The following is a 13073-nucleotide window of genomic DNA, read 5'->3' as shown; positions in this document are numbered from 1 at the left end:
GCGAGTCTGGTTCGCTGCAGGCATAATTTGCACCTGTTCACACTAATGTAACGAACTTGGTTTCGCTATTAGCGAAAACGGTTCGTTATTTTCAGAGGCGCAGCTTTTCAGCTTCGCTAATAGGGAAACTGCTTCGCTAATCCCTACAGCCCGCTACTTGCGCAACATCCAGGCTCCACGCAGCGAACCTGGCTTCGCTAAATTGCGAATCTAGTTCGCAATTTAAGAAAAGCTAGCCGCTTAAGCACCGCTCGCAGCAGCCTCAGCAAATAGCCGTGCAGGCCCTTACCCCTAGGCCTGCTGCGGCAACTCTGCCCGCAGCAGACCCAATGCAAAAAAAAGCCGCGGGGAGCATAAATCCCCCGCGGCTCCTTCGCGTCGGCTAAACGCCGACGCGGTTCAACGTGCGCAGCCAGCTGTCCATGCGCTCAAGCGCGCCGAGCAGGTTGGCTTCCGAAGCGGCGTACGAGCAGCGGATGAAGCCTTCGCCGCCCGGGCCGAATACGTCGCCCGGCACCGCCGCAACGCGGCCCTCATGCAGCAAGCGCTCGGCGAACGTCTGCGAGCTTAGCCCCGTCGACGCGATCGACGGGAAGACATAGAAGGCGCCCTCCGGCTCATGGCAGGACAAGCCGATATCCCGCAGTCCTTGCACGAACATTTTGCGCCGGTGGTTGTAGGACATAACCATTTCATCCTTATCACCCAGCCCATGCCGGAGTGATTCGATAGCCGCAATCTGCGCCAGCGTTGGCGCACTCAGCAGCGTATACTGATGAACGCGGCACATTGCACCGATCAAATCAGGATGACCGCAAGCATAACCCATACGCCAGCCGGTCATAGCAAACGCCTTGGAGAAACCGCTGATAACGATCGTTCTATCCTTCATCCCCGGTAAGGAGGCGAAGCTGACATGTGTCCGGCCATAGGTCAGTTCAGCGTAAATCTCATCCGACAATACAATGAGGTCATGCTCCTCCACCAGCTTCGCAATCGGCAGCCAATCCTCATAGGTCATGACAGCACCAGTCGGATTGTTCGGATAGCTGACCAGCAGCAGCTTCGAGCGCGGCGTCAATTGTTTCTGCAGTGCCTCAGCCGTCAGCTTGAAGCCATCCGCAGCAAAAGTCTCTACCTCCACCGCTACGCCGCCGTTCAGCTTCGTAATCGGCGAATATGCGATATAGTTCGGAACGGGAACGAGCAGCTCATCGCCGGGAGAGAGAAGCACCCGCAGCGCAAGATCGATTGCCTCGCTCCCGCCCACAGTGACGAGCACCTCGCTGGCAGGGTCGTATTGAATACCGAAACCACGGTCCAAGTAGGCCGAAATTTCTTCCCGAAGCTCCAGAAATCCCGCGTTCTCGGTGTACTTTGTATAACCCCGATCGAGTGCACGTGCAGCCGCATCCCGAGCCACCTTCGGCGTCGTGAAATCCGGCTCGCCCACTCCCAGCGAAATGATGTCGCGGCCCGCTTCCGCCGCATTGAAAAACTTTCGAATGCCGGATGGCGGAATCTCCCTCACAACCGGCGACAAGTACTCGCTTACCGTTCTCATATCACTCTACTCCTTATTTTTCATGCTTTCTTTCGATCAAAGAATATTCAATAATGTGATCCAGCAGCTGGCTAAAAGAAATGCCCGCCGCAGCTGCGCTTTTCGGCAGCAAGCTATTTTTCGTAAGTCCCGGAAGCGTATTGGCCTCCAGTACAAACGGCATGCCTTCTTCGGTAATAATCATATCGATACGGGCGTACACGCTGCATTTCAATGCCCGGTAACACGCCAGTGCTGCCGCCTCGACCCGCGCCTGCACCTCTGCCGCCAACTCGATAATTTGCTCATCGGCGCCGCCGTCTTCGTACTTGGACGTGTAGTCGAAAAACTCGGCATTTGCCTTAATCGCCACGATCGGCAGCAGCTTCCCGTTCAATATGGCGCAAGTAATTTCCTGTCCGCCGATAAACTGCTCGATCATAACGGAGCGGTCCCACTCCAGCGCTTCCTTCACCGCGTCCGCGATCGCTTCCTTTGTCTTTACCAGCTTCGTTCCGATGCTGGAGCCGCCCGAATTCGGCTTCACAACGACCGGAAGTCCCAGCTGCGCTTCTACCTCGTCAACCGACAGCTCCTCCAGGCTTTCCACCTGAATCCAATTGCCCGTTGGAACATTCTCGAAACGGAGCAGCTTTTTGGACAAGTCCTTATCCATACTCACGCTGCTGGACAATACTCCGCAACCCGTATAAGGAATGCCAAGCGATTCCAGCGTGCCTTGAACGGTACCGTCCTCCCCGTATTTGCCGTGCAGCGCCAGCAGAGCGATATCGATGCCCGCCGATTTTTCGATCAGATCACGCTTACTGTCCAGCACGACCGGAACAACCTCGTATTTGCCGCGATCGAGATTCGCGATCATTTCCTTGCCCGTCAACAGCGATACTTCTCTCTCCGAGGATACGCCGCCCATAACAACTCCGACTTTCATTCCCGCACTCTCCCATGTATGTGAATTCCTTTTTCCGCGGCCGTTACGGCTCGCTCAGCCCATCAATTCTCTAGCTGTATCGCCAATAATTCGTATCCCCTGTACAATCTGCTCATCCGCTACCCGCGAGAAGCCGAGCCGCATCGTATGCCGTCCTTGTCCTTCCTCCACATAAAAGTTATCGCCCGGTGTAAACACAACGCCTTTGCGTGTGCAAGCTTCAAGCAACACTCTCGTCAGCAGCGCTTCATCAAACTCGATGAACAGATGAAGACCTCCGTCACCCGAAAGCTTCCGCAGCGGAAGATAGGCTTTGCAGCTTTCAATAGCGAGCTCATACTTCCGTTTGTATTCAGCTTTGGCCCGTTTCAAATATTTCTCGAAATTGCCGTTATGCAGATACTGATACAGCAAAGACTGATCCAGCGTTGAAGTATGAATCGTCCGTGACCGCTTGATGCTCTCCAGATAGCCGATCAGCTCTTTGTCCGCCAGCACCCAGCCTACGCGCAGGCCCGGGAACAATATTTTCGAATAGCTGCCCAAATAAATAATGTTATTGCTTCGTCCTGCCGAGGCAATCAATGGCGCGACATGCGAGCCGGAATAGCGCAGCTCCTCATTGAAGCCATCTTCAATAATTGGAATCCCGCGGCTGCTCAGCAGTCTCATCGCTTCCATTCGTTTCTCCGGCGACATGACGATACCCGTTGGATTATGGTAGGACGGAACCAGATAAGCAAGGTCGAACTCGCCGGAATCCAGCTCCAGCTCAAGCCGCCTAAGGTCGATACCGTCTGCCTCCATGTCGACGCCGGTGATGGCATAGCCGTGGAGCTTCATATTTTTGAGCGCCGTATTATGCGTCGGATTCTCGCAAATCGCTCTGCCGCTATTTTTGCCCAGTGCAGATAACACGATGTCAAAGCCTTCGGTAAATCCGTTCGTGATCAGAATATCTTTGCCGGTCAGATCAACGCCCTTGTTCTCCATATAACGGAGCAAAAAATCAATCAGCGGCTTATAGCCTTTGGCGTATCCGTAGTTGAGCAGCACTTCGCCTTCAATGGACATCCGGTCCATGAACGCCCGCTTCACATTGTGAAGATCGAAGAGCTTCTCGTCAGGCGCGATACTTGTAAAAGAAATCGAACCCTTTTCCGCTCGAATGCCCCGCTTCATGAGATCCAGCCGCTCCGCCTCGCTTGCATAATGGCTGATACGCTGACGCCAGTCGATATGCCCGCCATCGTCCTCGGACCCGGACTCTCCTTCTTCATAAGAAAGCTCGCTGAGGTTTCCTGCAGCCCCCGGAGCAACGAAGTTGCCCTTGCCTTGCACGGCGTATATATAGCCTTCTTCCTCCAGCTCATTATAAGCTGTAACAACTGTGTTCCGGCTAATTTTCATTAATGCGCTTAATTCTCGGGTAGACGGGAGCTTCTGATCGCCTTGCAGAGCGCCTCTCCGGATAAGCCTTTTCATATAATCCTTGACCTGTATATATACCGGCCGGTCGTCTGCAATTTTAATATCAGCGTACACCCCATCACCTCCTTGCTCTATCATGTCACATTTGGGGCAGCAAAAAAAGAACCACGACAGACGTTTTTGCAACGTCTCGTGGTTCCAGCGCAGCAAAGGCTATGAACCAGCTGCCGTATTCGAGCTCATCAATAATTCATTCATGCCGTTAACTATGGCGTAGTCAAACCCAGACTCATCCCATAAAATCGGTCAGCATTGCGCAAACTACTCCATATATCCGGCGTTTCACCGCTGACATACCAATAAGCCAATCCCGCCAATTGTTCGTCTACTGCCCATTTATATTTAGCTGACAAGGATCGTCCATCCTCCAGCCATATCCGATGCTGTACGTTTTGCAGACGGTAGCCGCCTGTATACTGGCCGACGGTGCTGTCCCACAGCAGCTTAATGGACCGTTTGGATACCAGTGTGTTCTGTTCACCAAGCGACAGCACCGCCGATGAAGCGGCGCTTCCATTGCTATTCAATGCCCAGTCGCGGTTATAAAACGGCATGGCAAGTATGATTTTATCCGCTGGAACAGCTTTAAGCAAAGTAGTAACAGCATGCTCTACATAAGGCAAAGAAGCGACAGAGCCTGCCACTGAGCCGCCTTCCCAATGCTCGTCATACCCCATCATGACGATATAGTCGGCTTGCAAGCCAAGCGCCTTAAAGTCGAACGCTTCCGTCCAGTCCGTTCCTAAATCAGGCGATACATTGACTGATAAAACCGCGTCGATCGCATGCAGCTTATTGCCCAGCAAAGTTATAAATGCAGTAAAATTAGCCCGATCCTGTGGATCGACATTTTCGAAATCGATGTTGAGTCCATTAAGCTTATTCTTCTGAACGACATTCGCAAGACTCGCCGCCAGCTTATTTCTGGTTGTGGCACTGGACAGCAATTGATGAGTAGCTTCCATGTTAGAGCGATTGCCGACCATGGCCCATACTTGCTTGCCGTTGCGTGAAGCCCACGTCACAAGCGATGAATCGGTTGTATCCGTTAGATTGCCCGCTTTATCGGTGAAATACCAGCGCGGCGACAGCGTATTGACCGTCTTCGAACGCAGCACCGACTGCTCGAATTGCTCCGTCGTTTGTCCATACTGCCAGCCGAGCTGGATTTTGGTCTGAGGCTTGGCTGCCAAATCAGCTGCCCACTCTTTGTTCTGCAGCGCACGATCCAGTATGGCAGCGGTCTCTTCCCGGCTTAGCGGCGCTTCAGGACGAAACTTGCCGTTATCGTCACCTTTCATTAAACCAACGTCCTGCGCAATCGCAACAGCGTCCTTGGCCCAATCGGCAATACGATTAGCGTCATTAAAGGCTGGGAGCGTTCCGTGGCTGGCTGCAGTCAGCTTAAATACACGCACGAGCAGCGCCGCCGCTTCTTGTCTCGTCACCGGCTTGGCCGGTTCAAAGGTTCGAGGCCCTGTACCGTCAGCTAAGCCAAGCTGAACCGCTGCTTGAACATACCCGGTATACCAAGCATTCTGCGCTACATCCGAGAACGGCTGGATGGGACTCTGCACTTGCTCCAGCCCCAGCACACGGTCCGCAATCGTTATAAACTCAGCTCGCGTAACCGGATTTTTAGGAGAAAAGGTTCGCTCCGCTGTGCCTTGTAATATCTTCTTCTCATTGAGCCGAATAATGGCTGCCTCGGCAAAGCTTCCAGCAATATCGTCAAACGGTCTTTTATCCTTTTCACCTGTTAATGCCGTCATTAGTTCGGCAGCCGACAAGCGCGGAACACCGTCCAGCATATGAAAAACAAGAGTGAGAGCAAAGAGCACCACAGCCCATTTCCCAATTTTCCGATACATCGAGATCCTCCTTCTCTTCTATCCTTCCAGTTGATCGGTTTGATCAGCTAGATTGGAAGAGCTGCAATCTCTATATCGTAGCAAAGGCCGGGCAATGCGGCATTGCTTAGTTATTGGTAATAAGAGACCGTAATTGAATTCACTCTATTGCTTGAACCTAATGAAAGGGCGGTCGCGGCCCTTCACCTCCAACTGCCGTCATTGAGCCCCTAGTAACGACATAATACAGGGCAGTGCGGGTAATCTAACTGAACCTGTCTCACATTCATTCACACGTTGATACGAGTGCTAGAGCGAAGCAGGTTCGCAAATTAGCGAAGTCAGTTTCGTTGTAGGAGGGTGTAGCTGGACCCCCTTCAGAAAACAGCGAAGCAAATTTCGCTGTTCATGAACGCAGGTTCACGGATAACGAAGAGCTCTTCTCTAATGGAAGAATGACACACCGCGAGAGGAACAATTGCGAAGTTAAGTTCGTTAAAAAGCGAACGAGCTTCGCTAACAACACGAGGTTGGACCGCCGACGTGCGACCGAGTACCGCGTTTCAGGATGGCAGCGCCTGCCGGGGGGCGTGCGGTGCGAAAAACTGTAAAGAATGGTCCCCAAAGGGTAAACCTCGGTGAGCGACTTTGATAACATAAGAAAAGAACCTTCAAAACCACTATTAAAGTGGGAATGAAGATTCTTTTCACCTCAAAATTACGTAAAAGCAGCTTATTCTATTATTCCGCAAATACTAGCGTACCAAAATGCTTGGGCAGATGAAAATGAACCGAACCTATCGGCGACCAGGACCAGAAGTGACGGTTGCCTTGCTTGTCATCATCAATCCGGTACATGTTGCTGCGCCACTCGATACCAGCAATAGGCACAGCGTCGAAGTTAATGAACGGGATGTACAGCTCGCAAGCCCATGCACCATTTTCCCCTTCAATAACCGAGGTTTGCAGCCCCTCTGCATTCCATCCGACATTTATATCGATATTTCCTTCGCCGTCATTGCCGATCGCCGCATCATATACGATGTTGCGCGGACTGATGACAAATTCCCGGTACTGGCGGCCTTTGCCGGCGGCATCCAGAAAAATTTCAACGACATCCTCCTGATAAAGCGGAGCATCCCGCTCCGTCATCGTCGCTACACGGTGGTCATCCTCGCAATCGAAGCGGACCATGAGAGCATCCTCAGACCAGCACACTCTAACGGAGGTTTGCAGCCTCGCGGCCTCACCGTTCACTACTTGAACGAGAGAAACGGCCTCCAGCCCGTCCCATTTCACCGACTCAATCGGCCCTTCTACTTTTCTGCATACATAACGCATCGCCCGAGCTCCCTTCTAACGATCGATATCAACAGCCCTTCCTATTATATCGCAACAGTTGGAAAATAGCGCCTGCACTCATCTCCACAGCAGCCGAACAAATGGGAATGAAAAACCTCCCCTGAGCCGGAGAGGTTTCACTCTTTCTATTAAATCCGTGATTGACGCCGCTTTATTTGACAGCGACCCATTCCCCGCGGTTATCAGCCGATTCACGCTCGGCTTCAATTATTTGAATGCTGCCCTTTGCACTCAGCGAAGTTGCTTCGGCAATTTGACCGCCGCTGGCAATGGTCTCGACAAAGTATTTCAGCTGAAAATAGTAGCCTTGGTCTGGCGACAGCTGCGGCTCGAAGCCCAATCCGTCATTCGGGTTCACTTTGACCCGATCGCCATTAAATTGAATATTGCCGCCTTCAAAATTAACTCTAAAGCCCATTTCGAAGCCAAAATCACCGTTAAGCGTCCAGTCTACGCAAGCATTAACGACGTTGCCATCCTCATAGCGATAGTTGGTCGATACAATATCGTAGCCGCTTCCTGCAATCACGTTCTTGCCGCTGCAGGATACGGCTTCCGGCTTGCCGAACAGCCAGTGAATCGCATCGGTGTCATGCACATGCATGTCGAGCAGAGCTCCGCCGCCTTTTTCCTTTTGCAGCACCCAAGGTCCCCAAGTCGGCGTGCCGCCGCCGCGGTAAAAGACGCCGCTTGTTGCCTTGCCGAACTTGCCGTTCGTTACAATTTCCTTCAAATAAACGTATGCCGGCCAGAACCGCAAGCAATGGCCGATCATCAGCTGCTTGCCGTTCGCCTCGGCAGCCGCGATCATCGCATCGCAATCTTCAGCATTCATAGCCATCGGCTTCTCGCACAGCACATGCAGGCCGGCGTTCAAGCATTGAACCGCTATTTCCCGGTGCAAGAAGGTCGGCAGCGTAATGTCTACCGCGTCGAGCTGCTCCTTATCCAGCATGTCTTGAACAGAAGCATATTTGCTGAACCGGTTAAAGTCGATTACATTCTCAGAGGAAGTATCGATATTGCCGCCCGCACTGCCGCCGGCCAGCTTGTTGGCGTCCATATCGCATAATGCCACAACTTCAATTTGCGCACCTTCCCGCTCCAGGCGAAGATAATTTTCCAAGTGCGATCTGCCCATAAAGCCTAGTCCGATCAATCCGATTCGCAGCATTAGCGTTCCGTCCTTCCTAAGATAGCGTCCATTGCCGCCGATGTATTGTAAATGATTTGCTTCGTATGATGCGTATAAGGCGGGATCATCTCCGCAATGACATAATCGTCATAGCCAATCTCGCCAAGCGCCTTCACAACTTCCGGATAGTTGACGTCACCGGCGAGCAGATCAACGAAACCATGCAGCCCGCCAGCTTGTCTGCGGTAGTCTTTGAAATGCACTTTTTTAATCCGCTTGTTCAAGATCGAAATCCAGTGCTCCGGATAACCCGCATACACGACGTTGCCGACGTCAAAGTACGAGCCGACATAATCAGAGCCTACTGCGTCGATAAAGCCCCGCATTTCGAGCGGCGAGAGCAGAAACTTGTTCCATACATTTTCAATCCCGATTGCAACCTTGACCGCTTCCGCAAGGGGAGCAAGCGACTGGAAGCCCTCCAACGCATTATCATAGGCTTGGTCATAAGGTACGACCTCCGACCCCGGTATAAAATCAACGCCAACCGCGCCAGGTACAATAAGAATCGTATCTACGCCAAGAATCGCTGCCGATTCAAGCTGTTTTTTCGCTACGTCCTTCGCTTTTTGCCGGGTTTCAGCATTGGCGCTCGTCAGCGGATAATCCCAGTAAAGGCCGCTCGCAAGACTTGTCAGTGCAATGCCGGCATCATCCGCTATACTGCGGATTTCGCGAAGCTGCTCCTCTGTGCTCTCCAGACTAAGCTCGCCGGTCGCATTAAGCGACAGCTCAATACCGTCAAATCCTGCATCCGCAGCTAGCAGGATGCTCTCCCGTACGCTAAGGTCCGCAGGAAACGACCATGCATTAATTCCTTTTTTCAACGCCATTTGCAAGCCCTCCTCGTTCAACTGTAAGCCCATTATAGAGGGACAGCGGGCTCTTCGACTTTAGCCAATCAGCCGGACGTTTTGCACAATGCTGGATGGAAGTATGATAAAATTGCAAGCGTAATCTTATAACCGGCAGGCGCCGGGGAAAGGATGTCCTTGATGGAGTTCAACCGGCTGACGCTTCAGGAAGTAATCACGGTTAATAAGCTGATTTCATTTCATTATTTTGAATATACAAGAGGGTATGTGTTCGAGGGGGAGCAGCATGATTTCTGGGAACTGCTCTATGTGGATAAAGGCGCGGTTGAAGTACGTGCGGACGACCGTACCTACGAGCTGACCCAAGGGATGATTATATTCCATAAGCCCGGCGAGTTTCATACCGTTCGGGTCGGTGAAGGGCATAAGCCGCCGAATCTGATCGTGCTGGCCTTTGAATGTCGCTCCGCTTTCATGGACCGCTTTGCCAGCTTATTGCTGCCGCTTGGGACACCGGAGCGCAATTTGCTGTCGCTGCTGCTGCAGGAGGGCTTCCATTCCTTTCTTCCTCCCTACGATAATCCCTCCGTCCATGAGCTGATCCGCAATCCGGAAGCCCCTTTCGCCAGTGAACAAGCGATGAAGGGCTACTTAGAGGCGCTCCTCATCCGGCTGGTGCGCGGCATGGATGCAGACAGGTCCGCTGAACAGAGCCGAGCTGCTGGAGTGCGCCGGCCTTCATCAATTCAGACGGAAAAGGCTGAACAACGTATCGTTGGCGGCATTATCGATTTTATGAAATCGAAGCTTTCTGAGCAGCTAACGCTGGAGCAGCTGTGCAAGGAAACGCATCTTGGCAAAAGCCGTCTGAAGGAAATTTTCCACTCCCAGACCGGAACGGGAGCAATTGAATATTTCAAGCTGCTGAAAATCGAAGAAGCAAAAACGCTTATTCGCGAGCATGCGCTTAATTATACGGAAATCGCGGCTGCGCTTGGCTACGGCAGCATCCACTATTTCTCCCGCGATTTTAAGAAATCGACAGGCATGTCTCCATCGGAGTATGCCCGCACCGCCAAAGCCCGTGTGGGCGGCAAAGACAACCGCCTGCCGAAATAATCGCTTCATGTTCCTTCTCGCCAAGCCGGCCACCCCCACCTCAGGTCGGGGGTGACGAGGAAACTTCTATGATACACTAGTATGATAGAGACAATTTTAGGAGATTACTAGAATATGACACCTCAAAATCAATGGTCGCCAAATGAGCATGCTATCGGACATGGCCAGCCTTTAGCAAGACGAAAACCGAAACGCAATCCGTTCATGACCGCCATCATCCTCGCCATGATTGCTGCACTGCTGTGGAGCAGCATCAGCGGTTTGAATGTGCTTGAGCGGCTGCTTTCCTCTCCAGACACCGTATCGGAATCAGAAACGGCTCCCGCCGGCGAAATTCCAAAGCTGCACCCGATCGTAGCTGCCAAGAAGGATGAGCTTATCTCACAAACGGCAAAGATCGGCATTACGATTCTGATTACGGACGGAATGCGGACGAGCGAGGAGCAGGATCGCCTTTACGAGCAAGGCCGCAGCAAAAGCGGACCGATCGTTACAAATGTTCGGGGAGGAGAGTCGTATCATAACTACGGTCTCGCTATCGATTTTGCGCTGCGGACAGTCGAGGATAACAGTGTCGTCTGGGATATGGAATACGACGGCAACGGAAACGGCAAGGCGGATTGGATGGAAGTCGTAGCGATTGCCAAAAAGCTAGGCTTCACTTGGGGCGGAGACTGGAAAAACTTCCGCGATTACCCGCATCTCCAAATGGACTTCGGCTATTCAATCGCCGATCTGAAACGCGGAAAGCGGCCTCCAGCTGAGCAGAAATGATCTGCTCCTATGCCGGATGCCGCTTTCTTTTCTCCCTATACATAACTTCACTTTAGCCCTGTCGTCGCAATGCCGCGGATGATCTGCTTCTGGAACACAACAAACACAATCAGCAGCGGCAGCACCGAGACTGTAGCTCCCGCCATAATCTGAATCCAATTGCTGCTGTCCTTCGCTTCGCTGGAGAAAAAGGCCATGCCGACCGGGATCGTGAACCGCCCCTCAGTCTGCGTAACGATTAACGGCCAGATAAAGGAATTCCAGCTCCCGAGAAAAGTCAAAATGCACAGCGTCGCAATCGCGGAGCGGACAAGCGGGAGGGCGATTTTGAACATAATGCCCCATTCACTCATCCCGTCAATTCGCGCTGCATCCAGCAGATCAGACGGCACGGATTCCATGAACTGCCGCATCAGGAAAATACCAAAGGCCGTAATGAGGCCGGGAAATAATATGCCCCAATACGTATCTACCCAGCCCAGCTTCGAGGAATATAGAAACCACGGGATGATCAGCATTTCCGTCGGCACCATCAGCGTACTCAGAATAAAGAGGTATATCGTTTTTTTACCGTGAAAATGGAATTTCGCCAATATGTAGCCGATCATGGTATCGAACAAACAGACGCTCGCCGTCGCAATCACTGCCACAATGAAGCTGTTGATAATCCAGGTTCCGAAAGGCGACCCTGTAAATAACGCCTTGTAATTGTCCCAAGCCGGCAATTGCGGAATAAGGCTTAAGGAATACATTTCCTGCGGCGTTTTCAACGAGGTCGCAATCATCCATATGAACGGAAATACCATGACGGCCAGCCCTGCGGTCAGAAGCAGGTAACTGGCTGTCGACAACGCGGCCGACTGGCGTTTAATCGAACTCTTTGCTCCCGCTCCAGCTGTAGCTCCGACTTCGCCTGCCGTGCGGACCGTTCCCGAAGCATCTCCACCGGCAGAAACCATCTTGCCCATCTCTCTACCCGCCCCTTTCCTCAATACTCTACCTTGCGGTCCAATACTTTAAGCTGCAGGACGGTAAATGCTAAAATAATAGCGAACAGAATGACTGTCGCCGCTGAAGCGCGCCCCATCTCAAAGCTTTTGAAGGCTGTATTATAAATATAGAGCACGATCGAATTCGTCGAGTTTAGCGGCCCGCCGCCCGTCATATTAAGCACCTGTGTAAAAGATTGCAGAAATCCGATGCTAGCAATTACTACGGAGAACAGCAGCACCGGATTAAGCAGCGGAATCGTCACATGGCGGAACCGGCTCCAGCCTCCTGCCCCGTCAATCGACGCCGCATCGTAATAGAGACGCGGAATATTCTCCAATCCGGCGAGAAACACCAGCATTTGAAAACCGATGCTCTGCCAGATCATCGCTGCAATAATCCAAAAAATCGATTGCGTCGGCGAATACAGAAACGGCTGCGGATCAAGGCCCAGCTCCAGCAAAATCCCATTGGCGACACCGTTCTTCATCAGAATCCAGCGGAACACCCAGCTGACCGCAACAACGCTCGTAATGTACGGAATGAAATAGGCCGTGCGGAAAAAGGTTCGCAGCATCGTAATCCGCTGCAGCAGCAGGGCAACGGCGAGCCCCGCTATAATCTGCCCCGGTACACCGACAATGACATAGACCGCTGTGTTGCGAAGCGACCCAAGGAACACTTCATCCTGAAACAGCGATGCGAAGTTCGCGAGCCCGACGAACGGTTTGTCGGGCGATAGAATCGCCCACTCCCGCAAGCTGACATTGAACGAATAAATAATGGGATACAGCCGTATGATGGCAAAAAACAGCAAAGGAAGCAGCAGACAGCCGTAAATGAACAAATACCGTTTGCCCCGAAGCCCTAGCGCTCTCCTGCCAATCCGAGGCAGACGCCACTGGCGCTCGCGGGACCCTGTCGGTGTTGAGTCCGCGAGACTTCCGCTATCCGCAGGCGTCGAATCGATGACCCGCTCCAT

At 52.3% G+C, this 13073-nt stretch carries 11 protein-coding genes; 2 read left to right on the top strand and 9 right to left on the bottom strand.

Annotated features, from left to right (window positions below; genetic code table 11):
• Window positions 1-382 precede the first annotated feature (382 nt).
• From ACFVVF_RS13210 to ACFVVF_RS13180, 7 genes are all read right to left on the bottom strand, one after another.
• A complete protein-coding gene (locus tag ACFVVF_RS13210; RefSeq protein WP_387809876.1) occupies window positions 383-1564 on the bottom strand; it encodes an aminotransferase class I/II-fold pyridoxal phosphate-dependent enzyme in 1182 nt (393 codons plus the stop codon).
• Between the two features lie 13 nt (window positions 1565-1577).
• Window positions 1578-2495 carry a D-alanine--D-alanine ligase gene (locus tag ACFVVF_RS13205; protein WP_387809873.1) on the bottom strand — a complete coding sequence of 306 codons (918 nt, stop codon included), beginning with the start codon at window positions 2493-2495 and terminating at the stop codon, window positions 1578-1580.
• A 54-nt stretch (window positions 2496-2549) separates the two neighbouring features.
• The gene (locus tag ACFVVF_RS13200) at window positions 2550-4040 is read right to left on the bottom strand and encodes an aminotransferase-like domain-containing protein (RefSeq protein WP_387809870.1); all 1491 of its coding nucleotides are present in this window, start codon (window positions 4038-4040) and stop codon (window positions 2550-2552) included.
• 152 nt (window positions 4041-4192) lie between these two features.
• Window positions 4193-5857: an S-layer homology domain-containing protein gene (locus ACFVVF_RS13195; RefSeq protein ID WP_387809867.1), complete on the bottom strand. Its 1665-nt coding sequence runs from the start codon at window positions 5855-5857 to the stop codon at window positions 4193-4195.
• Between the two features lie 720 nt (window positions 5858-6577).
• A complete protein-coding gene (locus ACFVVF_RS13190) occupies window positions 6578-7177 on the bottom strand; it encodes a carbohydrate-binding family 9-like protein (protein ID WP_387809864.1) in 600 nt (199 codons plus the stop codon).
• Between the two features lie 172 nt (window positions 7178-7349).
• Window positions 7350-8372, bottom strand: coding sequence for a Gfo/Idh/MocA family protein (locus ACFVVF_RS13185; RefSeq protein WP_387809862.1), 1023 nt, complete (start codon window positions 8370-8372; stop codon window positions 7350-7352).
• The gene (locus ACFVVF_RS13180) at window positions 8372-9220 is read right to left on the bottom strand and encodes a sugar phosphate isomerase/epimerase family protein (protein WP_387811431.1); all 849 of its coding nucleotides are present in this window, start codon (window positions 9218-9220) and stop codon (window positions 8372-8374) included. Before ACFVVF_RS13180 ends, ACFVVF_RS13185 begins: the two co-directional genes overlap by 1 nt.
• A gap of 159 nt (window positions 9221-9379) precedes the next feature.
• Here ACFVVF_RS13180 and ACFVVF_RS13175 point away from each other — a divergent pair, with 159 nt between their 5' ends.
• Both ACFVVF_RS13175 and ACFVVF_RS13170 read left to right on the top strand, forming a co-directional pair.
• Entirely contained in the window at window positions 9380-10327 is a 948-nt protein-coding gene (locus ACFVVF_RS13175) for an AraC family transcriptional regulator (RefSeq protein ID WP_387809859.1), read from the top strand.
• A 114-nt stretch (window positions 10328-10441) separates the two neighbouring features.
• The gene (locus tag ACFVVF_RS13170; RefSeq protein ID WP_387809856.1) at window positions 10442-11101 is read left to right on the top strand and encodes a M15 family metallopeptidase; all 660 of its coding nucleotides are present in this window, start codon (window positions 10442-10444) and stop codon (window positions 11099-11101) included.
• 47 nt (window positions 11102-11148) lie between these two features.
• On the opposite strand, the gene ACFVVF_RS13165 is transcribed toward ACFVVF_RS13170, so the two are convergent.
• Complete coding sequence (locus ACFVVF_RS13165) at window positions 11149-12069, bottom strand: carbohydrate ABC transporter permease (RefSeq protein ID WP_387809854.1); 921 nt, start codon at window positions 12067-12069, stop codon at window positions 11149-11151.
• Window positions 12070-12089: 20 nt separating this feature from the next.
• Window positions 12090-13073, bottom strand: a complete 984-nt coding sequence (locus ACFVVF_RS13160) for a carbohydrate ABC transporter permease (protein WP_387809851.1) — start codon at window positions 13071-13073, stop codon at window positions 12090-12092.

It is taken from the genome of Paenibacillus sp. NPDC058174, assembly GCF_042883865.1.
Classification (GTDB): Bacteria; Bacillota; Bacilli; order Paenibacillales; family Paenibacillaceae; genus Pristimantibacillus.
Note: the sequence above shows the minus strand (reverse complement) of the source record. Positions and strands in the feature narration are given on the sequence as shown.